The 25,559-nt window shown below is 72.4% G+C and carries 23 protein-coding genes; 7 read left to right on the top strand and 16 right to left on the bottom strand.

The features are described 5' to 3' along the window. Positions 1-107 precede the first annotated feature (107 nt). The 3 genes from AMK33_RS00360 to AMK33_RS00350 are packed head-to-tail and all read right to left on the bottom strand — an operon-like array spanning position 108 to position 3,753. A complete protein-coding gene (locus AMK33_RS00360) occupies positions 108-779 on the bottom strand; it encodes a GNAT family N-acetyltransferase (RefSeq protein WP_073931451.1) in 672 nt (223 codons plus the stop codon). Beyond that, positions 674-2,521 carry an IucA/IucC family protein gene (locus tag AMK33_RS00355; RefSeq protein WP_107424979.1) on the bottom strand — a complete coding sequence of 616 codons (1,848 nt, stop codon included), beginning with the start codon at positions 2,519-2,521 and terminating at the stop codon, positions 674-676. The genes AMK33_RS00360 and AMK33_RS00355 overlap by 106 nt, the downstream gene beginning before the upstream one ends. Before the next feature lie 35 nt (positions 2,522-2,556). Further along, positions 2,557-3,753, bottom strand: a complete 1,197-nt coding sequence (locus tag AMK33_RS00350; protein WP_079194689.1) for an aminotransferase class III-fold pyridoxal phosphate-dependent enzyme — start codon at positions 3,751-3,753, stop codon at positions 2,557-2,559. Between the two features lie 316 nt (positions 3,754-4,069). On the opposite strand from AMK33_RS00350, the gene AMK33_RS00345 reads away from it, so the two are divergent. Both AMK33_RS00345 and AMK33_RS00340 read left to right on the top strand, forming a co-directional pair. Further along, the gene (locus AMK33_RS00345; protein ID WP_073930641.1) at positions 4,070-5,284 is read left to right on the top strand and encodes a trypsin-like serine peptidase; all 1,215 of its coding nucleotides are present in this window, start codon (positions 4,070-4,072) and stop codon (positions 5,282-5,284) included. 97 nt (positions 5,285-5,381) lie between these two features. Beyond that, the gene (locus AMK33_RS00340; RefSeq protein WP_073930640.1) at positions 5,382-6,587 is read left to right on the top strand and encodes a trypsin-like serine peptidase; all 1,206 of its coding nucleotides are present in this window, start codon (positions 5,382-5,384) and stop codon (positions 6,585-6,587) included. A 77-nt stretch (positions 6,588-6,664) separates the two neighbouring features. Here AMK33_RS00340 and hflX read toward each other — a convergent pair whose 3' ends face one another. From hflX to miaA, 6 genes are all read right to left on the bottom strand, one after another. Then, positions 6,665-8,158, bottom strand: coding sequence for a GTPase HflX (gene hflX, locus AMK33_RS00335; protein WP_073930639.1), 1,494 nt, complete (start codon positions 8,156-8,158; stop codon positions 6,665-6,667). 159 nt (positions 8,159-8,317) lie between these two features. Beyond that, positions 8,318-9,790 (bottom strand): M1 family metallopeptidase, encoded by a 1,473-nt coding sequence (locus AMK33_RS00330; RefSeq protein WP_235617934.1) that lies wholly within the window; start codon positions 9,788-9,790, stop codon positions 8,318-8,320. A 487-nt stretch (positions 9,791-10,277) separates the two neighbouring features. Then, entirely contained in the window at positions 10,278-12,440 is a 2,163-nt protein-coding gene (locus tag AMK33_RS00325; RefSeq protein ID WP_073930637.1) for a RelA/SpoT family protein, read from the bottom strand. 299 nt (positions 12,441-12,739) lie between these two features. After that, positions 12,740-13,609, bottom strand: coding sequence for a diaminopimelate epimerase (gene dapF / locus AMK33_RS00320; protein WP_073930636.1), 870 nt, complete (start codon positions 13,607-13,609; stop codon positions 12,740-12,742). Positions 13,610-13,770: 161 nt separating this feature from the next. Then, positions 13,771-14,277: a hypothetical protein gene (locus tag AMK33_RS00315; RefSeq protein ID WP_073930635.1), complete on the bottom strand. Its 507-nt coding sequence runs from the start codon at positions 14,275-14,277 to the stop codon at positions 13,771-13,773. Between the two features lie 107 nt (positions 14,278-14,384). Further along, positions 14,385-15,323, bottom strand: coding sequence for a tRNA (adenosine(37)-N6)-dimethylallyltransferase MiaA (gene miaA / locus AMK33_RS00310; RefSeq protein ID WP_073930634.1), 939 nt, complete (start codon positions 15,321-15,323; stop codon positions 14,385-14,387). A gap of 182 nt (positions 15,324-15,505) precedes the next feature. Between miaA and AMK33_RS00305 the strand changes: the two genes are divergently transcribed. Further along, positions 15,506-15,775, top strand: coding sequence for a hypothetical protein (locus AMK33_RS00305; protein ID WP_073930633.1), 270 nt, complete (start codon positions 15,506-15,508; stop codon positions 15,773-15,775). Between the two features lie 23 nt (positions 15,776-15,798). Beyond that, complete coding sequence (locus tag AMK33_RS00300; protein ID WP_073930632.1) at positions 15,799-16,071, top strand: antitoxin; 273 nt, start codon at positions 15,799-15,801, stop codon at positions 16,069-16,071. 77 nt (positions 16,072-16,148) lie between these two features. Here AMK33_RS00300 and AMK33_RS00295 read toward each other — a convergent pair whose 3' ends face one another. The 3 genes from AMK33_RS00295 to miaB all read right to left on the bottom strand — a co-directional run bounded on the left by AMK33_RS00295 (position 16,149) and on the right by miaB (position 18,704). After that, positions 16,149-16,862 carry a class III extradiol dioxygenase subunit B-like domain-containing protein gene (locus AMK33_RS00295; protein WP_073930631.1) on the bottom strand — a complete coding sequence of 238 codons (714 nt, stop codon included), beginning with the start codon at positions 16,860-16,862 and terminating at the stop codon, positions 16,149-16,151. A 42-nt stretch (positions 16,863-16,904) separates the two neighbouring features. After that, complete coding sequence (locus tag AMK33_RS44635; RefSeq protein ID WP_268817340.1) at positions 16,905-17,033, bottom strand: hypothetical protein; 129 nt, start codon at positions 17,031-17,033, stop codon at positions 16,905-16,907. Between the two features lie 153 nt (positions 17,034-17,186). Beyond that, a complete protein-coding gene (gene miaB, locus AMK33_RS00285; RefSeq protein ID WP_073930629.1) occupies positions 17,187-18,704 on the bottom strand; it encodes a tRNA (N6-isopentenyl adenosine(37)-C2)-methylthiotransferase MiaB in 1,518 nt (505 codons plus the stop codon). A gap of 230 nt (positions 18,705-18,934) precedes the next feature. On the opposite strand from miaB, the gene AMK33_RS00280 reads away from it, so the two are divergent. Then, the gene (locus AMK33_RS00280) at positions 18,935-19,213 is read left to right on the top strand and encodes a hypothetical protein (RefSeq protein ID WP_143203791.1); all 279 of its coding nucleotides are present in this window, start codon (positions 18,935-18,937) and stop codon (positions 19,211-19,213) included. Positions 19,214-19,247: 34 nt separating this feature from the next. Here the strand turns inward: AMK33_RS00280 and AMK33_RS00275 are convergent, their stop codons facing one another. Continuing rightward, positions 19,248-20,234, bottom strand: coding sequence for a LuxR C-terminal-related transcriptional regulator (locus AMK33_RS00275; protein WP_073930627.1), 987 nt, complete (start codon positions 20,232-20,234; stop codon positions 19,248-19,250). Between the two features lie 151 nt (positions 20,235-20,385). Here AMK33_RS00275 and AMK33_RS00270 point away from each other — a divergent pair, with 151 nt between their 5' ends. Further along, on the top strand, positions 20,386-20,901 hold the full coding sequence (locus AMK33_RS00270) for a hypothetical protein (RefSeq protein WP_235617933.1): 516 nt from the start codon (positions 20,386-20,388) through the stop codon (positions 20,899-20,901). 98 nt (positions 20,902-20,999) lie between these two features. Then, on the top strand, positions 21,000-21,605 hold the full coding sequence (locus tag AMK33_RS00265) for a response regulator transcription factor (protein ID WP_073930625.1): 606 nt from the start codon (positions 21,000-21,002) through the stop codon (positions 21,603-21,605). A gap of 125 nt (positions 21,606-21,730) precedes the next feature. Here the strand turns inward: AMK33_RS00265 and AMK33_RS00260 are convergent, their stop codons facing one another. The 3 genes from AMK33_RS00260 to AMK33_RS00250 are packed head-to-tail and all read right to left on the bottom strand — an operon-like array spanning position 21,731 to position 25,462. Then, positions 21,731-22,846, bottom strand: a complete 1,116-nt coding sequence (locus AMK33_RS00260; protein WP_073930624.1) for a 3-dehydroquinate synthase II — start codon at positions 22,844-22,846, stop codon at positions 21,731-21,733. Further along, positions 22,818-23,792 carry a 2-amino-3,7-dideoxy-D-threo-hept-6-ulosonate synthase gene (locus AMK33_RS00255; RefSeq protein WP_073930623.1) on the bottom strand — a complete coding sequence of 325 codons (975 nt, stop codon included), beginning with the start codon at positions 23,790-23,792 and terminating at the stop codon, positions 22,818-22,820. Before AMK33_RS00255 ends, AMK33_RS00260 begins: the two co-directional genes overlap by 29 nt. Next, positions 23,789-25,462, bottom strand: a complete 1,674-nt coding sequence (locus AMK33_RS00250; protein ID WP_073930622.1) for a class I adenylate-forming enzyme family protein — start codon at positions 25,460-25,462, stop codon at positions 23,789-23,791. The genes AMK33_RS00255 and AMK33_RS00250 overlap by 4 nt, the downstream gene beginning before the upstream one ends. Positions 25,463-25,559 lie beyond the last annotated feature (97 nt).

Below are 25,559 nucleotides of genomic sequence, written 5' to 3'. Positions count from 1 at the left end.
GACGGACGGATCGTTCCGGGGCCCGCGGCCAGGACATCGCCGCGGCGCGAGTGGGAACCGCGGCGGCGTGAGCGGTGTACCACATACGAGAGCGCGGTGACGGAGCGCTACATCAGATGGCACAGGGAGCGGTCCCGGACCATGAGGGCGGCCCGCTTGGTGGGCAGATCGACCTCGGCCGAGAAGTAGAAGCCGGCGTTGAGGAAGGCGGTGACGGAGGGGATGTTGCGAAGGTCGGGCTCCGCGACGACGCGTGGCGAGGCGGGCCTCCTGGCGAGGGCGAGGTCGGTGACCGTCCTGAGCAGGATGCTGCCGAGGCCCCGCCCCCGGTCGCCGACGGCACCGATGAGGACATGGAGTCCGGTGTCGTGCGGTCGGGCCGGGTAGTGGTGGGCCAGGGGATCGAGATCCGCGCGGTAGATCTCCCAGTAGCTCATCGGTGTTCCGTCCAGGACACCGAGGCACGGAACGCTGTGTCCGTCACCGGTGAGCTGGGACCGCACATGGTCGGCCGTCACGGCCGGCGGTCCGGCGAGTTCCCAGAACATGGCGACGGCGGGGTCGTTCATCCACCGTGACAGAAGGAGCAGATCACGTTCGACACGGACGGGGACCAGCCGGAACAGGCCTGCGGAAGTCCTGGCCGGGCCCCAGTCACCGATGGGGGCGGACATCATGAGTGCAGGGGGTTGGCGATGGTGACGTAGACGGACTGATTGTCGACCGGGCCGACGAGTTCGTCGAGGCCGTGCAGCCGGGTCAGCAGGTTCGCCTTGCAGCGCAGGACGGGTGAGTCCAGCAGACGGGTGGGCAACGAGCTGCTCGTCCGGGCCGGTCCGGACGAGACTCCGGTGAGGAACCGGCGGAGGGCGGCGAGCAGCAGCCGTTCGTCGGCCAGGCGCTGGGAGCCGAAGGCGCCGATGAGACCGAGGACGTTGTTGATGCCCAGGTAGTAGGCGAAGCGTTCGTCGGTGACCTCGTCGGAGACGAAGGTGTCGCTGTGCTCGCCGATGCCGGGCAGCCGGGCATCGAGTTCCGCGCGTCGCGACGCGCGGAAGTAGTAGCCCTGGTTGTCCCGGTAACGTCCGCCCACCGGCCAGCCGTCGGGGTCCAGCAGAAGCAGGGTGTTCTGCTGGTGCGCCTCCAGGGCGATGCCGGCCTCTCCGTCCAGCCACAGCACGGGCCGCACCACGTGTTCCAGGTACCGCAGGAACCACTCGGCGGCGACGGCCCCGGACGGCCGCCCCGTGCGAGCGGCGAGGCGGGTGACGATCTCGGCCAGCCGGGATCCCGTACGGCCACCGGGGCGGGGCCGCGGCGAGAGCAGTCCGGCGACGCAGGCGACGTCGTCGTGCGGCCGGAACGGGTTGTGCCGGATCACCGCGTCGAGGCCGGGCACGGGGTCACCGGCCGGTGTGTTCACGGCGATCCAGGCCGGGTCCCGGACGATGTCGAAGCCGGGGTGCACGGCCCGCCACCGCTGGGACAGTCCGGTGCGCAGCAGCCGGTGGACCTCGACCCCTCGGTGGAGCTCCTTACGGAGGTTCTCCCGGCGGGAGTTGGTGATGCGCAGGCCCAGCGACAGCTTGAGCATGGCCGGGGCGTCGGTTTGGTGGACGGTGCGTACGGAGGAGGTGGGGTACCAGGGGTCGCCGTGGCCGCCGAGGTCGCGGAGCAGTCCGGCGTCCAGCAGTGCGGCGGTCTCGGGGCGGTGGCGGACCTGGCGCAGTTGCCAGGGGTGCACGGGGAGAGCCGCGTAGCCGTCGGGCAGCGGCAGCCCCGGGCCGGCGAGGCGTGTGGTGAGGCGGGCCGCGGTGACGGAGCGTCCGCGCTCGGTCCAGGCGGAGTCGGCGGCGAGCAGAGAAGGGGCGACGGCGATCCAGTGCAGCGGGAAGGAGCCGCGGGACTCGGGCGAGTACCGCTGTGCCTCGGCGTCGGAGAGGCCCTCGCGGCTCTTCGGGTCCGGGTGCAGCGGATGTCCGAGGACGAGTGACTGTTCGGCGGCGAGGAAGAGATCGGGGTCGTCGGCCGTGTCCGCCCGTCGCTCGCCGACGAAGGCGGCGGCACGCCGTACGGAGTCGGCGACCCGCGCGACCAGATCGGTGCCGTCGCCGGCCGGCGGCCGTGCCGGTGCCGGAATGCCGGCGCTCTCCCTGCCGAGGAGGGCGGCGAGCAGGACGGCGTCGACGGGCGGGGCGGGGTCGGGGGCGTCGGCCAGATAGGGCAGGCCGAAGCGGTGCCAGCCCGTGGGGGACCAGTACAGGACGGGGACGAGGAGGGCCGTGCCACTGGCCGGCAGAGGGAGGCACAGGATGTCACTGCCCGGAGCGCGGACGCCGGTTTCGCGTACCCAGCAGCGCAGAAGGTTCTCCGTGGCCGCCGCATGGGCCGCCCTGCGCGGGTCGGGATGGTCCAAGGGGCAGGCGCCGGTGCCTCTGAGCCAGTCGGTGTCGGGCAGTTTCCGGTGCTGGTGCGGTACCAGGGAGCTCGGGCGGTCGGCGGGTGCGGGGGTCGTGTGCAAGGCGGATCCTCGTGGGGGGTGGTGCGGTGGCGGGGTCAGCCCGTCCGCGCGGGACGGCCTTCGGGGGCGCCGGACTCCTCGTGCGTGTCGTGGCGGCGGGCGGGGTGGTCGCGAGCCGCCGTGTGCAGGGCGTCGGTGAGCCGGTCCAGGACCGCGGCCGCCTGTTCCTCCGTGATCGTCAGGGGCAGGAGCAGGCGTACGACACTCGCGCGGCGGCCGGCCAGGTCGACGATCAGACCGCGCCGCAGGCACTCCCGCCGTACGGCGGCAGCGAGTCCGGGCGCGGCGGGGCGGTACCGGTGTGGGCCGTCGGGCGGTGTTTCCGGGTCCACCACCTCGATCCCGATCAGCAGCCCCCGCCCCCGTACGTCCCCCACGCAGGCGAGTTCACCGGCGAGTGTTCGGAGCCGGTCCAGCATGGTGGTGCCCAGGGCGGCGGCGTGTCCGGCGAGGCCGCTCTCGCGGACGTGGGCGAGGGTCGCCGTGCCCGCGGCCATGGCGAGCTGGTTGCCGGTGTGGGTGGGGAGGCCGGGCAGGTCGAGGTCGTCACGGTGGACCACGACGGCCAGGGGCAGGCCGCCCCCGACGGCCCCGGACAGCACCATCGCGTCCGGGGTGGTGCCGCCGCGCTCCACCGCCCAGAAGGCGCCGGTCCGTCCGACGCCGGTGAGTGTCTCGTCGGCGACCAGGGGGACGGGCCGGGCGTCCGGCGCCGGCTCCACTATCACCCCGGCAGGACGGTGCGCATCCGGCGCGGTGTCGTCGAGCGCGGACTCCATCCGGCGGACGGCGGGTTCGGCTCCGCGCCCGCCACCGGCCCGTCCGGTCGCCGCCCGTACGAGCCGGAGGGCGGTCGCCACCGCGTCGTCGCGGCCCGGCCCGCAGAAGCGCACGCGGGCGCGTTCGGCGAGACCGGGTGGCAGGGTGCGCGACAGTTCGGTGACGAAGGCGTCCTTCACCGGGGTCGCCAGGCCGGGGACGTCGATCGGCGCGCCCGAGTCGATGATGCCGCGGATCGCCTCCAGCACGACGGGGTGGTTGTGCCCGAGCGCGAGGGTTCCCGCACCGGAGAGGCAGTCCAGGTAGCGGCGGCCGTCCGCGCCCTCGACGGTCATCCCGCGCGCCCGCACCGGGACGATCGGCAGGGCGCCGGGCTCCCGCCCCTCGTACGTGGATTCCGCCACCGTCCTCCGTCCTCCCCTGTGCTCCCGCCGAACCACGGCACGGGGCATCCGCGTGCGGGCAGCGGGCCCCCACCGCTACCAACCGCGGACCACCCACCGGGTTACGGGTTGCTCCGGGATCACCGCCCCCCTGGGCCGGCAACTCGGGGCCCGTCGGCCTCAAATCGGCGCATCTCCGGACGATCGGCCAGGTCAGGCGGCTTGTAGCCGAACCGTTGCCGTTCCGTCGGACGTCCCCCACAGCGAGCGCATAGTGTGTGGTGCCGTTCCCGAAGGCCGTGGGAGCGTCCCCGAACTCCGTGCGGACCAGGGGCGGGACCACGGTCGAAGCACCAAGTCCGTTCATTCCAGGGGGAGTCAGATCATGCGATCCATACGGCCGTCATCCACCGCTCGCCGAGGGGGGAGAGCGCGCCGGACCTCCCCCGTCCTGGCCGCTGTCGCGCTCGCCTCGGCGCTCGCCCTCACCGCCACCGCCTGCGAGTCGGGAGACACCGACGCGAGCGCCGAGACCTCCGCGACCGCCGCCGACGACGGCAAACTCAAGATCCCGGACGACATCAAGGACCGGCTCAAGGAGCACGGGATCGACCTCGACAAGTGGAAGAACGGCGCCTGGAAGGACTGGAGCAAGGACGACTGGCTGCGCGAGGCGCAGGACTACGTCAACCCGATCATCGAGGACCTGTGGGACCCGGACCGCATGCGGGACGCGGAGGAGCCGGACCAGGGGGTCGACGAGAGCGACATCTCCGGTGACCAGGGCGTGACGGACCCGACCCCGGAACCGGTGCAGGCGGAGGCCATCGCCCCGTCGTACCACGCCAACGCCCCCACGGCGGGCAAGGTGTTCTTCGACTCCCCCGAGGGCACGATGGTCTGCTCGGCCACGGTCGTGCAGGACCCGGCCAACCCGGGCAAGTCCAACATGGTGTGGACGGCGGGCCACTGTGTGCACGCGGGCAAGAAGGGCGGCTGGTACCGCAACATCGCCTTCGTGCCGTCGTACAACGACGCGGGCAGGTCGGCGAAGGAGCTGGAGACCGCCACGAAGGAGGAGATCGCTCCGTACGGCGTCTGGTGGGGCGACTGGGCGCAGACCTCGGACCAGTGGATCGAGCAGGGCGGCTCCACGGGCGGTGACGGCGCCTCGTACGACTTCGCGGTCATCCATGTGACGCCGGAGAAGGGCGGTGACGGCAAGTCGCTGGAGGAGACGGTCGGTTCGGCGCTGCCGGTGGACTTCGACGCTCCCGCGGTGCCGGAGGTGGAGGAGATCACGGCGATCGGTTACCCGGCCGCCCCGCCGTACGACGGCCAGACGCTGTACAACTGCCAGGACGAGCCGGGCCGGCTGTCGCTCAGCGCGTCGGACCCGACGATGTACCGCATCGGGTGCAGCATGACCGCCGGTTCGTCCGGTGGCGGCTGGGTCGCGACGGGTTCGGACGGGAAGCCGGCGCTGGTGTCCAACACCTCCATCGGCCCGGTGACGTCGGGCTGGCTGGCCGGTCCGCGACTGGATGACGAGGCCAAGGGCGTGTACGACGCGGTCAGCGGGAAGTTCGCCGGGCAGTGACCGGCGTGCCCGGCCCCGCGTGCCACCGCGCGCGGGACCGGGCGGGAGACCAACACGCGGTACGACATTCATTCGTTTCAACGGGGGTCATCGCACCATGGGTTCCACACGTACGTCCGCGCCGCTCGGGCGTGGCCGGCGCACCGTCCTCACCGCCGTCGGGCTGGTCGCCGCCCTGGCGCTCACCGCGACCGCGTGCGGCGGTTCCGAGAAGGACAAGGCGAACGACAAGCCCGACGCCACCACCTCGCAGGCCGCCGACAGCGGCGGCGAGGTGAAGATCCCGTCCGACATCGCGGACCGGCTCAAGGAGCACGGGATCGACGTCGACAAGTGGAAGAACGGCGCCTGGAAGGACTGGGACAAGGACAAGTGGCTCAGTGAGGCCGAGGACTTCGTCAACCCGGTGATCGAGGGCCTGTGGAAGCCCGACCGGATGCGGTCCGCGAAGGAGGCCGACAAGACCGTCTCGGTCAAGGACGCGACGGCGGCCCAGGGCGTCAGCGATCCGGAGCCGGGCCAGGTCCGGGCGGAGGCCGAGAAGACGCCGTACCACGAGAACGCGGCCCCGGTCGGCAAGGTGTTCTTCGACTCCCCGGAGGGCCCCGCCGTCTGCTCCGGCACCGTGATCAAGGACGTGAACCACCCGGGCAAGTCCAACCTCGTCTGGACGGCCGGACACTGCGTCCACGCCGGTGGCGACGGCGGCTGGTACCGCAACCTCGTCTTCGTGCCGGCCTACAACGACCTCGGTCGGTCCGCGGCGGACCTGGGGGGCGCGAGCGCCACCGAGATCGCCCCCTACGGCAACTGGTGGGCGGACTGGGCCTCGACGTCCAACGGCTGGATCCAGGGCGGTTCGCAGTCCGGCGGTGACGGAGCGGCGTACGACTACGCGGTGCTGCACGTGAAGCCGGAGCAGGGCGCCAAGTCCCTGGAGGAGACGGTCGGCGCCGCGCTGGACGTGGACTTCTCCGCGCCGTCCGCGGCGGAGGCCGGCGAGATGGGCGCCTGGGGCTACCCGGCCGCGCCGCCCTACGACGGCCTGCAGATGTTCAAGTGCCTCGACGCTCCGGGCCGGTTCTCGCTCGGCGCGGACCTGCCGACGATGTACCGCATCGGCTGCTCCATGACCGGCGGTTCGTCCGGCGGCGGCTGGTTCCGGGTGCTGAACGGCAAGACGGTGCTGGTCTCCAACACCTCGATCGGCCCGATGGACAACACCTGGCTGGCGGGCCCGCAGCTCGGCGAGGACGCCGAGGCGCTGTACCGGAACATGAGCAAGACCTACGGCGGTCAGTGACCGGCACGTTCCGCACATGACGAAGGCCCGCCCCCTGCCGTGAGCAGGGGGCGGGCCTTCGCTCTGCCGTGAGTGGCTCAGCCGGCCGGTGTCAGAACGTACGGCGTGAGTTCCGCCGCCAGCTCCTCGTGCACCCGGACCTTGAGCAGGGTGCCCTCCGGGGTGTGCTCCTCGGAGATCACCTCGCCCTCGTCATGGGCGCGGGCGACCAGCTTGCCGTGGGTGTACGGCACGAGTGCCTCGATCTCCACGGACGGGCGGGGCAGCTCGCTGTCGATCAGCGCGAGCAGCTCCGTGATGCCCCGGCCGGTACGGGCCGAGACCGCGATGGAGCGCTTCTCCGTCCGCAGCAGCCGCTGAAGGGTCAGCGGGTCGGCCGCGTCGGCCTTGTTGATCACGACGATCTCGGGTACGTCGGTGGCGCCGACGTCCCTGATCACCTCGCGCACGGCGGCCAGCTGCTCCTCCGGGACCGGGTGCGAACCGTCCACCACGTGCAGGATCAGGTCGGCGTCGCCGACCTCCTCCATCGTGGAGCGGAACGCCTCGACCAGGTGGTGCGGCAGGTGCCGGACGAACCCGACGGTGTCGGCCAGCGTGTACAGCCGGCCGCTGGGGGTCTCGGCCCGGCGCACGGTCGGGTCGAGGGTCGCGAACAGGGCGTTCTCGACCAGGACGCCCGCGCCCGTGAGGCGGTTGAGCAGCGAGGACTTGCCGGCGTTGGTGTAGCCCGCGATGGCCACGGACGGCACCTTGTTGCGCCTGCGCTCCTGGCGCTTGATCTCGCGGCCGGTCTTCATCTCCGCGATCTCCCGGCGCATCTTCGCCATCTTCTCGCGGATCCGTCGCCGGTCCGTCTCGATCTTGGTCTCACCGGGGCCACGGGTGGCGAGGCCGCCGCCCTTGCCACCGCCCATCTGCCGGGACAGCGACTGACCCCAGCCGCGCAGTCGCGGCAGCATGTACTGCATCTGCGCGAGTGCGACCTGCGCCTTGCCCTCGCGGGACTTGGCGTGCTGGGCAAAGATGTCGAGGATCAGGGCCGTACGGTCGATGACCTTGACCTTGACGACGTCCTCGAGGTGGATCAGCTGGCCGGGGCTGAGCTCACCGTCGCAGATGACGGTGTCCGCGCCCGTGTCGAGCACGATGCCGCGCAGCTCCTGCGCCTTGCCGGAACCGATGTAGGTGGCGGCGTCGGGCTTGTCGCGGCGCTGGATCACACCGTCGAGGACGAGGGCGCCGGCCGTCTCCGCGAGGGCGGCGAGCTCGGCCAGGGAGTTCTCCGCGTCCTGCACGGTTCCCGAGGTCCACACACCGACGAGCACGACCCGCTCCAGGCGGAGCTGCCGGTACTCGACCTCGGTGACGTCCTCGAGCTCGGTGGAGAGGCCCGCGACACGGCGCAGGGCCGCGCGCTCGGAGCGGTCGAACTGGTCGCCGTCCCGCTCTCCGTCGACATCGAGGCTCCAGGCGACGTCCTCTTCCATCAGGGCATCGGCCCGAAGACCCTCGGGGTAGGTGTGCGCGAAGCGCTTGGTGTCCTGGGAAGGGGAAGAAGAGGAGGTCATTGGGTCCTTACGTCGTTGGGTAACCGTATGCGGCGACGGAGGCGGTCCGTGGGACCCTCCGTCACTGTCCACAACGTCCGGGGGGCCCGGGAGATTCCCGTGTCCCGTGCTGTGCGGACCTGACGATGGTCGCACGGTACGGCTCGTCTCGTCACCGTGTTATTCCCGGCCCGTGCCCGGTCGATGCGCGGGCGTGACCGGCCGCCGGGCGGGCGTCGCGGACCGGGCCGCGGACTTCCATTCCGGGTGGCCGGGCATCGGCGGGGTCGTGGCCCCGTACAGCCAGGGGTGCAGGAAGCCGGTCAGGTCGCGTCCGGCGGTGCGGGACGCCAGCCGGACGAAGTCGGAGGTGGAGGCGGTGCCGTTGCGGTGGCGGGTGACCCAGTCGCGCTCCAGGCGCTCGAAGGCGGTGCGGCCGATCTCCTCGCGCAGGGCGTACAGCACGAGCGCGGCGCCGGAGTAGATGTTCGGCCGGAAGATGTCGAGCTTCCGGCCGGGTTCCGGGGGCTTGGGCGCGGCGGGCGGTCCGCCGGCCGCGCGCCAGCCGTCGGACGCCTCGTAGGCGGCCTTCATCCGGGCCTCGAGGGTCCTGCCGCCCCGCTCCTGCGCGTACAGCGCCTCGTACCAGGTGGCGTGGCCTTCGTTGAGCCACAGGTCGGACCAGGTGCGGGGGCTGACGCTGTTACCGAACCACTGGTGGGCCAGCTCGTGCACCATGATCGACTCGACGTACCAGGCGGGGAGGGCCGGATCGGTGAACAGGTCACGTTCGAAGAGGGAGAGGGTCTGGGTCTCCAGCGCGAAGCCGGTGGACGCGTCGGCGAGGAGCAGGCCGTAGGTCTCGAACGGGTAGCGGCCGGCCCTCTCCTCCATCCAGGAGATCTGGGCGGGGGTCTTCGCCAGCCATGGTTCGAGCTTCGCGCGGTGCGCGGTGGGCACGACGTCCCGCAGGGGCAGTCCGTGCGGGCCGACGCGGTGCAGGACGGTGGAACGGCCGATGGAGACCTGCGCGAGTTCGGTGGCCATGGGGTGGCGGGTGTGGTACGTCCAGGTGGCGGCCCCGCGCGTGCGGCCGACGCCGGCCGGCAGACCGCCTGCGACGACCGTGTGGCCGTCGGGGGCGGTGATCCGGAAGGTGAACACCGCCTTGTCCGAGGGGTGGTCGTTGCACGGGAACACCAGGTGGGCGGCGTCGGCCTGGTTGGCCATGGCGAGGCCGTCCGCGGTGCGCACCCAGCCGCCCTCGCGGTCCTCGGCGGCCACGGGGTCGCTGGTGTGCCGGACGGTGATCCGGGCCCGCTCCCCCTCGTCCAGATGGCCCTCGGGTGTGATCACCAGGTCCTCTCCGGCGCTGGTGAAGCCGGCCGGAGCACCGTCGACCTCGACGGAGTGGACCGTGCCGTGGGCGAAGTCGAGGTTGATCCGGTCCAGGCCGGCGGTGAGGCGGGCGTCGATCGTGGTGACGGCTTCGAGCGGCCGGTCATTGCGGCCCGGGTAGTCGAGGGCGATGTCGTACGACAGCACGTCGTATCCGGGGTTGCCCAGGTACGGGAAGAGCCGGTCACCGATGCCGAGCGGGACGGCGGGGGCACCCGCGGCGACCAGACAGACGGAGACGGCGGAGGCGAGCAACGCGGCGACCGCCCGACGCCGACGCGCGTGACCGCCCCCGGCACGGGCGTCCCGGCCTCGGGCTGCCTGACTGTGGAGTGCTTGGGCCTGGGGGTGGTGGCTGTGCGCTGTCCGGCCCTGGGACACGTGACCGTCAGGGGCCTCGGCCCGGGAGCCGTGGTCGAGCGGTGACTGACCGTGCAGGGCCTGGCTGGATGTGGCCCGGTCAGGGGAGACGTCGCTGTCGGGCGCCTCGGGCCGGGGGCCGTGGGTCGGGGGTGGCTGGCCGTGCGGGGCGTGGTTGGGCGTCGTCCGGGTCTGGGGCGGTTGGCTGTGGGGTGTCTCGGGCTGGGTGGCGTGGTCGACGGGTGGGCGGCCGTGAGGAACGGGAGCGTGGGGGGTGAGCATTCACCACGGCTATCAGCGTGCGCGTGTGCTGTGGTGACGGCGCGCTTTCGGCCCACCCGATCGGGTAATCACACCGCCGCTCGGACGCTCCGTGCCCCGGTCAGACGCCCGGCGCCTGCCGCTGGGCCCGGCTCACGTCGTACACACCGGCCACGTTGCGCATCGCGCGCATGAGGACGGGCAGGTGGGCGGCGTCCGGCAGTTGCACGGTGTAGGTGTGCCGCACCTGCTGACGGTCCGGGGGTTCGACGGTCGCGGAGACGATCTCGGCGCCTTCGAGGGCCATGGCCTCGGTGAGGTCCGCGAGCAGGTGCGGCCGGACGAAGGACTCCGCGACCAGCGTGACCCGGCACTCGGCACCCTCCCCCCAGCGCACGCCGACCTCCGCGCGGCCCGCGCTCTTCATACGCTCCACCCCGGCGCACTCCACCCGGTGCACGGTGACCGCTCCCCCGCGCACGGCGAAGCCGGTCACCTCGTCGGGCGGTACGGGCGTACAGCAGCCGGCGAGCCGTACGGTCGCGCCGGCCCGGTCGGCCAGGACCTGGGCGGCCGTGGGACGACCGGGGGCCGGGGCGTCCGGAGCCGGCGACGGGGCGGGGTCGTCGGTGAGGGGCCGGGCGGCCTCCTCCGGTACGGCCCCGGACGCCTCGTCCTGTGCGGGGTGGGCGGTCAGCCACCGCTGGATGGCGATCCGCGCGGCGGGGGTGTGGGCGTGCTCCAGCCACTCCCTGGAGGGCTCGGAGGCCGCGTCCTGGCCCATCAGCAACTGAACGGTGTCGCCGTCCTTGAGGACGGTGCTCAGTGTCGCCAGCCGGCCGTTGACCCTGGCCCCGATGCACGCGTGGGCGTCCTCGCCGTACTGCGCGTAGGCGGCGTCCACGCAGGTCGCCCCCTCGGGCAGGCCCAGTGTGCCCCCGTCGGGGCGGAACACGGTGATCTCACGGTCCTGGGCGAGGTCCTCGCGCAGGGTGGACCAGAAGGTGTCGGGGTCGGGCGCGGCCCGCTGCCAGTCGAGCAGCCGGGAGAGCCAACCGGGCCGGGTGGGGTCGACGCGTTCGCCGTCGCTCGCGGACTGCTCCTCCGGCGGGGCGGCGTAGGGGTTGCCGAGGGCGACGACTCCGGCCTCGGCGACCTTGTGCATCTGGTGGGTGCGGATGAGGACCTCGACGACCTGTCCGTCCGCACCGGCCACGGCGGTGTGCAGCGACTGGTACAGGTTGAACTTCGGTACGGCGATGAAGTCCTTGAACTCCGAGACCACGGGCGTCATGCAGGTGTGCAGCTCGCCCAGGACGCCGTAGCAGTCGGCGTCCTCGTTCACCAGCACCAGCAGACGGCCGAAGTCGGCGCCGCGCAGTGCCCCGCGTCTGCGGGAAACCCGGTGCACGGAGACGAAGTGGCGTGGGCGGATGAGGACTTCGGCGGTGATGTCGGCCTCACGGAGCACCTTGCGCACGTCGTCGGCGACTTCGGCGAGCGGGTCGTCCGCGCGGGCGGCGTTGCGGACGATCAACTCGCGCGTGTGCCCGTACTCCTCGGGATGGAGGATCGCGAAGACCAGGTCCTCCAGTTCCGTCTTGAGCGCCTGGACGCCGAGCCGTTCGGCGAGCGGGATCAGGACGTCACGTGTCACCTTGGCGATGCGTTCCTGTTTCTCGGGGCGCATCACGCCGAGGGTGCGCATGTTGTGCAGCCGGTCGGCGAGTTTGATCGACATCACGCGGACGTCGTTGCCGGTGGCGACGAGCATCTTGCGGAAGGTCTCGGGCTCGGCGGCGGCGCCGTAGTCGACCTTCTCCAGTTTGGTGACGCCGTCGACGAGGTAGCGGACCTCCTCGCCGAACTGCTCGCCCACCTGATCCAGCGTCACCTCCGTGTCCTCGACGGTGTCGTGGAGCAGGGAGGCGGTCAACGTCGTGGTCTCGGCGCCGAGTTCGGCGAGGATCAGGGTCACCGCGAGCGGGTGCGTGATGTACGGCTCACCGCTCTTGCGCATCTGCCCGCGATGGGAGGACTCGGCCAACAGGTAGGCGCGGCGCAGGGGTTCGAGGTCGGCGTCGGGATGGTGGGCGCGGTGGGCGTCGACCACGTGTCCGATGGCGTCGGGGAGCCGGTCGCGGGCGGCGGGGCCGAGCAGCGCGGCACGGCCCAGCCGGCGCAGGTCGAGCCGGGGGCGGGACTTCCTGCGCGACCCCGTGGGCGTGACGTGACCAGATGTCACAGGGCCTGGGGTCGCAGGGTTCACGGCCTCCGCGTTCATGGGCACCTCCGGCTGCGTGGACCGGCGGACGGCGTGCCCCAGGGCGGACTCGGGCTCGGGAGACGGCGTTCGCCCCCCGTCCGGGCCGGTGCTTGATGCTACCGAGCCGGACCCCCTCGGGCTGACCGCCTCCGGCCGAGCGTGAAACGGATCACCCCATCGAGGGAAGGTCGACCGGAGGTCCTTTTCACGCCATCGGACCGGGGAACCTCCATGATCTTGAAGGCGAGCGCCCTTCCGGTCCTGCGGATGTTTCCACCCGACAGGCCGGAAGCTGCGATACCGAGCCGGCGCTCCGGTCAGCGCAGGGCGTTCTCCAGCCACTCGGGCTCGATCACGCCCTCGGCGACGATCACCGCCGGACCGGTCATCTCGATCTCGCCGTCGGGCCGTTCGGTGATCACGAGGGTGCCGCCGGGCACATCGACGGTGTACGTCACAGGGGTGCCGGTGACCTTCGGGTCGGCGCCGTCGCGGCGGGCGGTGGCCACGGCGACCGCGCACGCGCCCGTGCCGCAGGAGCGGGTCTCGCCGGACCCGCGCTCGTGCACCCGCAGCGCCACGTGCCGCGGGCCGCGGTCGACGACGAACTCCACGTTCACGCCGTCCGGGTAGGCGGCGGCCGGGCTGAACGGGGGCGGGGTGTACAGGTCGCCCGCGTGGGCCAGGTCGTCCACGAAGGCCACGGCGTGCGGGTTGCCCATGTTCACGTTCCGCGCGGGCCAGCTGCGCCCGCCGACGCTCACGGTGACGTCGCCCTCGGGGAGCAGCGCCCGGCCCATGCCGACGGTGATGTCACCGTCTTTGGCGATGTGGACGGTCTTCACTCCCCCGCGCGTGGCGATCACGGTGTCTCCCGCGGACACGTGTCCGGCGCGCTGGAGGTAGCGCGCGAACACCCGCACTCCGTTGCCGCACATCTCCGCGATCGAGCCGTCGCCGTTGCGGTAGTCCATGAACCACTCGGCCTCGGCGGCCATGGCCCGCGCCTCGGGGTGGGCCGCGGACCGCACCACGTGCAGCAGTCCGTCGCCGCCGATGCCCGCGCGGCGGTCGCACAGGGCGGCGACGGCGGCCGGGGACAGGTCGATGGCGTTCTCGGGGTCCGGGACGATCACGAAGTCGTTCTCCGTGCCGTGGCCCTTGAGGAAGGCGATCCGCGTGCTCATTCCTCGATCGTACGAGAACGCTCCGTCGGGGGCGTCGGAGGGAGGTGGGGCGGCTGGCTGGTCCCGTGCGGGCCGGTGGGGGCTGATCGCGCCCACGCGGCGGAGCCGCACATCGATGCAGCCCCGCGCCCCTTTGGGGCGCGCTGTCCTTCCGGCGTTGTTCAGCGGAGCCGTGCCACCCGCCACACCGCCAGGGCGACCACCGCGGCGACCATCACGGTGTAGGCGGTCACCACCCGCCAGTCGGGTCTGCGTCCGGAGCCGCGGGCCGGCAGGCCCGGCCAGGTGGAGCCCACCCTGCGGGCGGCCATCATGCCCCAGCCGGCCGCGCAGGAGCAGATCAGCAGCCCCAGCATGGCGATCACGGCGCCGCTGTCGCCGAAGTCGAAGGCGAGCGGGAAGGCGAACATCAGGGAGCCGACCGCGGCCAGCCCGACGATCGGCGCGAGCTGCCAGATGCGCAGCCGGCGCTGCGGGCGCAGCTCGACCTCGACCTCGTCACCGCCCGCGAACATCTCGTCCGGCTCGGGGCCGTCGTCGGTCACGCCGCCCTGCGTCTCGTCCGGTCCGTCCGGACTGAGGCGGTCGGTCGTCTCCTGCTCCGGTGCACCCCGCTCGGTGGTGAGGTGTTCGGTGCCGTGTGCGGTGTCGCGAGGGCCGGCCTCCATCGCCACGCGCCCTCCCAACTAGGACTCCACTGGTCGATCGAAGCTCGATGATGGCACGGCGCCGCAGGCCCGGATGACGGCCTGGGCGTCCCGATGCCAGGACGTGATCAGGCTGTAACCGGTCGTTCGACCAACGACAACGCGAGCTGCGGAAGTTCCGTCAGGTCCGCCGCGGCCCCACTCAACCAGTGCACCCGGGGATCGCGCCTGAACCATGAATCCTGACGGCGCGCGAAGCGCTTGGTGGCACGGACGGTCTCGGACCGCGCCTCTTCGAGGGTGCACTCCCCGGCGAGCGCCGCGAGCACCTGCTGGTAGCCGAGCGCGCGCGACGCCGTACGCCCCTGGCGCAACCCTTGCGCCTCCAATGCGCGCACTTCCTCCACGAGGCCGGCCTCCCACATCCGGTCCACCCGGCGGGCGATCCGCTCGTCCAGCTCGGGGCGGGCCACGTCGACGCCGATCTGGAGGGTGTCGTAGACCGAGTCGTGGCCGGGGAGGTTGGCCGTGAAGGGTCTTCCGGTGATCTCGATGACCTCGAGCGCGCGGACGATGCGGCGGCCGTTGCTCGGCAGGATCGCCCGCGCGGCCTCCGGGTCCGCGACGGCGAGGCGCGCGTGCAGCGCCCCCGGGCCGCGCAGTGTGAGTTCCTCCTCCAGACGGGCCCTGACCTCGGGGTCGGTGCCGGGGAACTCCAGGTTGTCGACGGCGCCCCGGACGTAGAGGCCGGAACCGCCGACGAGGACGGGCCAGCGCCCCTCGGCGAGCAGCGCGTCGATCCGCTCCCGGGCCAGCCGCTGGTACTCGGCGACGGACGCGGTGACGGTGACGTCCCAGATGTCGAGCAGGTGGTGCGGGACGCCGCCGCGTTCCTCGGGCGTCAGTTTGGCGGTGCCGATGTCCATCCCCCGGTAGAGCTGCATGGAGTCGGCGTTGACGACTTCGCCGTCGAGTCGCTGGGCCAGGAATACGCCCAGATCGGACTTTCCGGCCGCAGTGGGGCCGACGACGGCGATGACGCGGGGGGCGAGGGGTGCGCTGCTCACTGATCCAGTCTCGCAAACCTCCCGTCCGGCCCTCGAACGGGTTACGTGACGTGACGGTCGCCGGGTCGTTGCCCGTTGCGAGGTTCCTGCCGCCGGATCACAGGGGCGGCGGCCCGGCTCACACGAACGGACGCGCCGGGCAACGCGGGATTTCGCCCGCACGAGTAACGTATGGAGTGGATATGGGCGTTTTTGCACGGCTTTTTCGGAGGTCGAAGGCCACGGAGGAGACGCGGACCGCCGAGGTCCGGGCCGGCGAAGCGGCGGCCGGGACCGGCACGGAGAGCGCGGCCGGGGCCGCGGAGCCGAAGGGGCCGGCCGAGGCGCCGGAGACCACCGGGCCGGCGGAGAAGGAGGCCGGCGAGGTCACCGGCACCGACACCGTCGAGATCCCCAAGCAGCAGTCCGCCGAGGCGGCCGGCAGCGAGACCGGTGAGGGCGCCCGCACGTAGACGGTCGCGAGGGAAGGTACATCATGGGTCTCCTGGACAATCTGAAGGCCAGACTCGGCCCGGCCAAGAACAAGGTCTCCGACCTCGCGCACCAGCACGAGGACAGGATTCAGCACGGCCTGGACAAGGCCGCGCGGACCGTCGACAAGCGGACCAAGGGCAAGTACAGCGACCGGATCCAGACGGGTACGGGCAAGGCCAAGGGTGCCGTGGACCGACTCGCGCACAAGAACGACCCCGGCTCGGGCGCGGGCGGCACGACCACGCCGCCGGCCGGGCCGCCGCCCACTTCCTGAGCGGCACACCGGCGGACGGCCGCGGAGCACACCGAGAGCTCCCGGCCGTCCGCCGCGTTCTCCCGGCGACAGCCCGCCTATGCCCAGGTGATCACGAGGTAGCCGACCCCGTAGGGAGCGTCCTCGTGGAGCAGCGTGCCCTTCAGGGTCGGGTTTCCGGTTGCCGCGCCGGCGAGTACCTGCCAGGGGGCCCGGCCGGACACCTTCAGTTCGTGGGCCAGCTTGGTGTCCAGCGCTCGCAGGGCCGCGGTGTTGGCCGTGCCCAGTGCGCGTGCGAGTTCCGTGTCGAAGGGGGCCGCGCGTTCGTCGAGGTAGCCGGGTGCCTTGAGTGTGCGGCAGGCGCTGGCGTCGCCCATCACCAGCAGCGCGACCCGCTCCGCCCGGCCGGCGAGGGCCTCCCCCGCCTCGGCGCACCGCTCGGCCGTGAGGGACTCCCCCACGGCCAGCCCCTCCACGGGGGCGTCCGCCCATCCGGTGCGGTCCAGCAGCCAGGCGCCCACGGCCAGCCCGTACGGGAGTTCCCGCCCGGGTGTGCCCTCGCCCTGTCCCAGCCGTACGTCCAGGCCGACGCCGAAGCCCCGGAAGGATCCGGGGGTGCCCTCCGGGTAGGTCTCGGGTCCGGCACCGTCTCCCGGTCCGACGACCACGAGCAGATCGGGCCGGGCGGCGGCGAGCACGCCCAGCGCGTCCGTGCACGCGGCCCGTGCGGTGTCCAGCTCGGGGGTGGCCCCTGTGGCGACCTCCGGCACGAGCAGCGGCGGGCACGGGCAGACTGCGGCGGCGACAAGCATGATCAGCAGCCTACTGCGGCGGCCCGGAACGGCACCCCCGCCTCACGGGCCGTCCGTGCTCCGGACGCGCTCCGCGAGGCCGTACCGCGGGCGGCAGGTGCCCGGCCCGCCCTCGGTCTCCACGTGGTACGTGTCGTCGTCCACGCGGTACGCCTCGCGACGCCGTCGCATCGGCCCTCCGGAGAACCGGTGCGCGCACACCGTCCCGTACGGCCTGCGGCGTGCCTCCTCGCGCGTGCCTTCGCAACGCGCGATCGGCCGGAGTGTGCCGTGCGGCTCCTCCACGACGACCCGATGAGCCGTGCGTCCCCCGTCACGGCCCGGTCAGTCGACGGCGCAGCCCCCGGTGACCGCCGGCAGCGGCTCGGGGACGCCCACCTTGGGCAGGCCGAGCAGTACGCCCGCGGGCCGTGCCGCCTTCTCGGTGTTCCGCTTCTCCCAGGCGTCCCCCGCGCGGGTGCGGCGCACATCGAGCACCGCGCCCTCGGCGAGGAGGTGGTGCGGGGCGGCGTAGGTGATCTCGACGGTGACCACGTCGCCGGGGCGCACCTCCTGCTCCGGCTTGGTGAAGTGCACCAGGCGGCTGTCGGGGGCGCGGCCGGAGAGGCGGTGGGTGGTGCCGTCCTTGCGGCCCTCGCCCTCGGCGACCATCAGCTCCAGGGTGCGGCCGACCTGCTTCTTGTTCTCCTCCCAGGAGATCTCCTCCTGGAGGGCGACGAGACGCTCGTAGCGCTCCTGGACGACCTTCTTGGGGATCTGGCCGTCCATCTCGGCGGCCGGGGTGCCGGGACGCTTGGAGTACTGGAAGGTGAACGCCTGCGCGAAGCGGGCCTCGCGCACCACGTGGAGGGTCTGCTCGAAGTCCTCCTCGGTCTCGCCGGGGAAGCCCACGATGATGTCGGTGCTGATCGCCGCGTGCGGGATGGCGGCGCGGACCTTCTCGATGATCCCGAGGTAGCGCTCCTGCCGGTAGGAGCGGCGCATCGCCTTCAGCACCGGGTCGGAGCCGGACTGCAGGGGCATGTGGAGCTGCGGCATGACGTTCGGCGTCTCGGCCATGGCGGCGATGACGTCGTCGGTGAAGTCGCGCGGGTGCGGCGAGGTGAAGCGGACGCGCTCCAGGCCGTCGATCTTCCCGCAGGCCCGCAGCAGCTTGCTGAACGCCTCGCGGTCGCCGATGTCGGAGCCGTACGCGTTGACGTTCTGGCCGAGCAGGGTGATCTCGGAGACACCCTCGGCGACCAGGGCCTCGATCTCGGCGAGGATGTCGCCGGGGCGGCGGTCCTTCTCCTTGCCGCGCAGCGCCGGGACGATGCAGAAGGTGCAGGTGTTGTTGCAGCCGACGGAGATGGACACCCAGGCCGCGTAGGCGCTCTCGCGCCGGGTGGGCAGCGTGGAGGGGAACGCCTCCAGCGACTCGGCGATCTCGACCTGCGCCTCCTCCTGCACGCGGGCGCGCTCCAGGAGGACGGGCAGCTTGCCGATGTTGTGCGTGCCGAAGACGACGTCGACCCAGGGCGCCCGCTTCACGATGGTGTCGCGGTCCTTCTGCGCGAGGCAGCCGCCGACCGCGATCTGCATGCCGGGGCGGCTCGCCTTCTTCGGGGCGAGGTGGCCGAGGTTGCCGTACAGCTTGTTGTCGGCGTTCTCCCGCACGGCGCAGGTGTTGAAGACGACGACGTCCGCGTCGCCGTCGGCACCCTCGGGGGCGCGGACGTAGCCCGCGTCCTCCAGCAGCCCGGACAACCGCTCGGAGTCGTGGACGTTCATCTGGCACCCGTAGGTGCGTACTTCATAGGTGCGCGTGCCGCCCACTGACTGGCTCCGGTCGATGCTGCTCATGCCCCTAAGGGTAGGCGGTGCCGCGGACCGCCTCGGCCGCGTGGGCAACTCCCTGCCAGGCAGCTTCCTGGCCTGGCCGGATGCGGACAACGGGGGTGGCGTGATGGTTCTCTCTTAGCAGCGGCCGGAAAGCGCGGGGAACGCGGACCGGCCCGGGGGAGCTGAAGGCACCACTGGCTCCATGCGCATCGTCGCAATGGCACTGACTTACGCATGGAATGGAGACCAGCATGATCCGTACCGACCGTTGTACCGCGGCCACCGTCCTCGCCACCGCCGTCCTGGCGACCGTCGCCTGGGCGGTGCCCGCCCAGGCCGCCGACGCGGCCGGGCGGGAGTCGGTGGCCACCACTCAGGACTTCGTGTGGCCCGCCCCGCCGGCCCACCAGCCCGACGACTTCACGTGGCCCGCGCCGCCCGCGTCCCTCCCGGACGACTTCACGTGGCCCGCCCCGCCCGCGCCCCGCCCGGACGACTTCGTCTGGCCCGCGCCGCCGGTCCGGCCGTGACCGCCCTGCCGGGCGGGGCGCCGGACGCCGCGCCTCAGACCCACTGCCGGCGAGCCGCCTGCACGCCCGCCTCGAACCTGCTGGAGGCGCCGAGCCGGTCCATCAGCTCGGCCATGATCCGCCGCTCCGTGCGCACTCCGATCCCGAGCGTCCGCGCCACCGCCTCGTCGGTGAGGCCGGTGGCCAGGAGCTGGAGCAGTTTGCGCTCCTGCGGGGTGAGCCCGTGGGCGTCGTCCTTGACGGAGGACTCCTGATGGAACGGGGTCGCGTGCTCCCAGTACGCCTCGAACAGCGCCCGCATGGCGAGCACCACGGGCGGGCTGCTGAACAGCAGCGCCGAGGGGCCCGTCTGACCGGGAAGGCCCGCCACCACTGCGGTGGTGGTGTCGACGATCAGCAGGCGCATCGGCAGGGTCGGGGACGTACGGATCTCGCTGTCGTGGTCGGCCATCCACTGGGCGTGTTCCCTGGTCACCCGGTCGTTGGTGATGCTGTCGAGGTAGATCGAACGGAACCGGACCCCGCGGGCGAGCGCCCGTTCGTTCAGCGGGCGGGCCGCCTCGATCGACTCCTCGGTGAGTCCGCCCACGGGGTGGAACGCCAGGGCCTCGTGCCGGCACCCCTCGGCCAGGGCCTCCAGGCGGATGCGGATGTCGTCGACGTCGTCGAGCTCCTCGGTGCCGTCGGGGCCGGACCGGCTGGACGCCGTGTACTCGGCGGCGAGCGCGGCCAGCGCGGCCCGGTTCTGCTCGATGCGCTGCTGCCGGTAGGCCAGTTCGTCCTGTTCCCGCTGGAGCAGGACCTTCAGGCCCAGCGACGGGTTCACCGCGCGCAGCGCTCCGGGCGAGTCCCGGGACGGGGCGAGGAGGGACAGCTCGGACAACTGGGCGAGTGCCTCCTCCACCTCGTCGGCGGCGATGCCGAGGAGGTCGGCGAGTCTGGCCGGATCGTGTTCCTTGTGGAACAGGATCGCGCGGTAGACGGCAAGCGTTCGCTGGTCGAGTGGAGATGCGTCTTCCAAGTGGTGTCTCCCCCTTGAACCACATGTCCGGACCGGGCACCACACCGGGTCGGACGTCTGCGGCGCGGCACGGGGGAGGCACCGCACGCCCGGCGAAGCATCCCCCGTAGATCCTTCACGTTCTCGCCACGCTACCTGCTCAGGAGTTCCGGTGTCGCACACAGTCGCGTTTGTCGTCCCTCCGTTGAACGGCTGTGTCGTGCTCGTCATGGACGCGACCACCGGGGCCGGCCGCAGTGTGGCCACCCGGCTGAGCGCGGCGGGCGCGGCGGTGGCGGTGGTCGGCGCGGGACACCCGGGGCGCGACGACGACGCGGCCACCAACGCGGCCTTCCTCTGCAAGGAACTGGCCGGTATCGGACTGGTCGCGCTGCCCTACCAGGTGGATGTCACGCGGCCGGAGACGCTGCGTGCCCTGCCCGGTCAGATCGCCGGCGACCTCGGCCCGGTGGCCGCGTGCGTCGTGGTGATCCCGTCGGGTCCCGGCAGCGGGGACCTGGCCCGGGACTTCCGCGCCGTCTCGGCCGTCGTCGCGGCGGCCCTGCCGGCCGGGGCCGAGCACATCGAGATCGACCCGGAGCACGACGGCGCCGGTCACGAGCGGGCGGCGCAGTCGGTCGCGGACCGGCTGATCGAACGGTTCACCCGCTCGCACGAGAGTCATTGACGGTCCGCAGTGGTTGACGGTCCGCCGCACACGGCACGCAGGCCCTGGGGCCTGGTTTCCACGAGTCTTCTCACCGTTCGTCCGCACGGGGGTTCAGCATGTCGATACGGATAGTCGTCGCAGGTGATCACCAACTCGTCCTGGAGGCCTTCGCCGAGACGCTCAACGGCGTCGACGGACTGGAGGTGGTCGGGCTGGCCACGTCGTGCGACGCCGTGCTGCCGGCCGTGGAACGGCACCGGCCCACCGTGCTGCTGCTCGGCGAGTCCACGATGGCCGGCCGGGCGCTGCGCATCGCCACCGAGGTGCGCAGTCACCATCCCAGGTGCGGGGTCGCGCTGATGGTGGGGGCGGCCACGCCGTCGGTGGTGGACCGGGCGGTGGCGGCCGGCGCGCTCGGTGTCGTACCGAAGAACGCCCGGCTGCCCCAGCTGGTGACGACCCTGATGGGGGTGGCGGGCGGCTGTCTGACCGTCGACCCGTCGCTGCTGCGGCCGGTGGCGGTCGGGGAGACGACGCTGAGCGTGCGGGAGGTGGACGTGCTGCGGCTGACGGCCGGCGGGGCGACCGTGAAGGAGATCGCGGGAGAGCTGTACCTGGCGGCGGGCACCGTACGCAATCTGACGTCGGCGGCCATCAAGAAGCTCGGGGGACGCAACCGGTTCGACGCGGCGCGCATCGCCGGGGAACACGGGCTGTTGTGAGCGGACGCGCGCCTGCCCCGGCACGGTGGGTGCCGGGGCGGGGCGGGATGGTGCGCCTGCTCGTCACGCTCGTACGGGCACGGGCGCGACGGGTGTGCGAGGTCGTACGGGACTTCGTAGGGGACTCACTTCTCCAGGCAGAACTCGTCGATCGGGTAGCCGACATGGCGGTCGGCGGTCGGCAGGTGTCCGAGGATCGTGTCGCCCGGCTTGAGTTCGGTGGAGTTGAGGACCGCGGCGTCCGGGCCGAGGACCCGTACGTGCCAGTCGTCCTGAAGGATCAGGTTGACGGTCTGTCCGCTCGGGGCCACCGCGTCGATGGAGATGAGCGGGCGGGTCTCTATCTTGACCCGGCCGACGCTGACCGGACGGGTGCGGCCCTTGGTGTCGACGGCCAGCACCTTGCTGCCGGCGTGGAGTTCGCTCAGGTAGTGGGTGCGTCCGCCCTGCGAGACGGTGTACGAGTGCAGGGCGCCGGCGTTGACCCGGAACGGGCGGGTCGGCATGTACGGCAGCGGGTGGGTCTCGCTGACGCACAGCACCATGCCCTTGGAGTGCGAACCGACCAGGATGCCCTCGTCCTTGCGGAAGTGGGTCGTGGTGTCGACGCAGGCCCGCTCGCCCATGCCGATGTGGGTGGTGTGGGTGACGGTCAGCTCCACCAGGTCGATCTCGCCCCCGCGGGCGCTCGCGGCGGTGCGCAGCGCGGTGGCGTCACCGACCGTGTTGGCCCGCATCAGCACGCCGTCCGAGCCGAGTTCGAGGACGCCGTAGACGATCTCGGCCTCCTCGGTGTTGGAGGCGGTGGTGATGATCGAACCGGGCGCGCCGGTGGCCGCCGCGATCACGATCTCGAGCGGGATCTTGGTGGGGTCGCGGAAGTCGAGGACGCTCCACGGCTCCAGCCGTGCCGCGAGGCAGGCGTCCTCGAGCGTGTCGGCGTCGACGATCTCCACGTACCGCCCGAACTCGACGTCCGGGTGGGCCTCCTGGAGCGCGGCGCGCTCCTCCCGGGGGCCCGGCACGACCACCAGGTCGGCGGCGCCGAGGTCGGCGGGGAGGGCGTCGGTGCCGTCCTCGAAGAGCAGGACCTTGCGGACGGTGGGCGGCAGGCCGGCGAAGGCGGCCGGGTCGGCGGCGACGATGCCGTCGATGCGCTGGTGCAGGGCCTCTTCGAGGACGGCTTCGGTGGCGTTGCCGGCGCCTCGGATGTCAAGCCAGCACAGTTTTGCGTCCGTCATGGTGCGGACCTCCTGTCGAATGCGAAAGGTCGGAGAGGTGGTGGGTGTTCTCGGGGAAGGCACCGGACGCCGTCAGCGGCGCCGGGTCGTCCAGGTGGTCGGGCGTCAGCCGTTCGTCCCGGTGGACGCCGGCCCCGGCGGGGAAGGCGACCGCGCCGAAGTGCTGCTCCGGGAAGTGGTGGATCAGCCGGGCCACCTTGGCGGCGAGCCGCCGGGGATCGGCGGCCTGGAAGATGTTGCGGCCCATCGCCACCCCGCCCGCGCCGCCGGCCAGGGCGTCGCGGACATAGGCGAGGACGTCCTCCTCGGTGGGCATCGCGGGACCGCCCGCGACCAGCACCGGCACCGGACAGGCCGCGGTCAGGTCGAGCATCTCCGCGGTCGAGCCGAGGAAGACGGTCTTGACCAGGTCCGCGCCCAGGTCGGAGGCGACGGTGACGGCGTGCGCCACCAGTTGCGGGTCGCGCGGGTCGGTGACCCGCGGGCCGCGCGGGTACACCATGGCGAGCAGCGGCAGGTTCCACCGGTCGCAGGCGTCGGCGATCCGTCCGAGGTCGCCGATCTGCTGCCGCTCGTCGTCCGAACCGACGTTGACGTGGACGCTCACCGCGTCCGCGCCGAGCCGGAGCGCCTCCTCGACCTCGGTCACCACGTACTTGGCGTCGGGGTCGTGCGCCTGGCTGGTGGACGCGTTGAGATGGATGATCAGCGACATCGCGGCGAACCGCTCCGGGCTGATGTGGCGGACGCTGCCCTTGTGCACGACGACCGCGTCCGCGCCGCCGGCGGCGAGCTGCCCGGCGAGCTGGTCGAGGGTCGTGCCGCGGGGCACCACGGGCCCGTCGCTGATCGAGTGGTCGAGAGGGGTGATCATCAGGCCGGCCGTGCTGTGGCGGTAGAGCCGCCGCAGCCGCAGTGACCTGGCGAAGTGGCCGAATCCGGTCATGGAGTGCCCTTTCTGTTGCGCGGATCGGTGCGCCGGCGGGCGTGGTGTCCGGGCGGGCCGTCCACCTCGGCGCCGGTGTCGGGTGGGCCGGTGCCGCGCGTCTCGGCGGCGGGCGGGGGTGCCGCGCGCACCGGTGCGGTCGCGCCGCGCAGCCGCGTCCGGTCGGGTTTGCCGGACGGGGTGAGCGGCAGTTCGGGCCAGACGGAGACACTGACCGGGGCGTGCTCCGGGGTGAGCGTCGCCGCGACGTAGCCCCGCAGGTCGCAGGAGGTGTGCCCGGCGCCCGAGTGCAGTTCGACGGCGGCGTGCACCTGCTCCACGAGGTCCTCGTCCCGGACGCCGAACACCGCGGCCTGGCGCACCTGGGGGTGCCGGAGCAGCGCCGCCTCGATGGCGGCCGGGTCGAGCTTGAGGCCGCCGTGCTTGATGACGTCGCCCACCCGGCCGTCCAGCCGCAGATAGCCGTACGGGTCCCAGTGCCCGAGGTCGCCGGTGCGCAGCCAGCCGTCGCGGTACGTGCCGGCGGTCAGCTCCGCGTCGTCCAGGTAGCCGGCGGACACCGTCGGCGAGTCGATCCAGATCTCGCCACTCTGCCCGCGCCCCAGCGGGGTGCCGGTGCCGGGTGCGCGGATCTCCACCCGTACCCAGGGGAAGGGCCGGCCGACCGAGCCGAGCAGTTCGGGCTCCCGGTGGTCCAGCGGGGTGAGGCTGCTGATGCCGCCGGCCTCCGTGGTGCCGTACACCTGGATCAGTACGTCACCGAAGAGCCGTACCGCTTCGCGGACCCGTTCGGGGGCGGCCGGTGTGCCGCTGTAGGTGATGCGGCGCAGCGAGGACAGGTCGTACGACGTGACCAGCGGGTGGTCGAGCAGCCGGTACAGGTGCGGTACGGCCAGGTAGGCGTCGGTGACGTGGTGTTCGGCGATGGCCGCCAGGGTGGCGTCGGCGTCGAACTCGTCGTGGAGCACCACCGTGCCGCCTCCGCACAGCACGGCGTCGGCCATCGGCGCGGTCGTGTGGCTGACCGGGGTGACGGAGAGCAGCGTGGCCGGGCCCCGTGGGTCGAGGCCGTCGGTGAGGCGTCCGACGAGGTGTTCGCGGGTGCCGTAACGCTGCGCGACCATTTTCGGCCGGCCGGTGCTGCCGCTGGTGAAGTCGACGACGGCCAGGTCGTCGGGCCGGGGCGGCTCGGCCGGCGGTGCGGTGCCGGGCCCGTCCGCCGTGCGCGGGATCGCCCGCACGGTGAGTCCGGGCCGGCGGCGGGCCAGCCATCTGCCGCGGGCCGCGCTCTCCTCGTCCTCCTCGTCCACCAGCAGCAGCGGCACCGCGAGGTCCCGCAGCAGTTCGGTCTGGGTGGCGAGGGAGAAGGTCTCGGTGTCCGTGCGCGGGTTCATCGAGCGGACGTACACCGAGGTCGCGCCGAGCAGGTGCACGGCGTAGCGGGCGCTGAGCATCAGCGGGTGGTTGGGGCCGGTCAGGATCGCCACCGTGGTGCCGGGTCCGACCCGCAGGGAGCGCAGCAGGGCGGCGCTGCCCAGGAGGGACGCGCGCAGCTCCCCCGCCGTCACGGCCGCGTCGGGCCGGTGCACGACGATCCGGGTGGGATCGCGTTCCAGCGCGGCGAGCAGCCGGCGGACGTAGGGGCGTGCGAGGGTTCCGGTGGTGGTCATGGTCCTCCTCTCTGTTCGTCGGGAACTCGTAGGGATTCGTCGGGAACTCGTCGGGAATTCGTCGGGAACTCGTCGGGAATTCGTCGGGAATTCGTTG

Source organism: Streptomyces sp. CB02400 (assembly GCF_001905725.1).
Lineage (GTDB): Bacteria > Actinomycetota > Actinomycetes > Streptomycetales > Streptomycetaceae > Streptomyces > Streptomyces atrovirens.
This window is presented reverse-complemented; position numbering and strand designations above follow the sequence as displayed.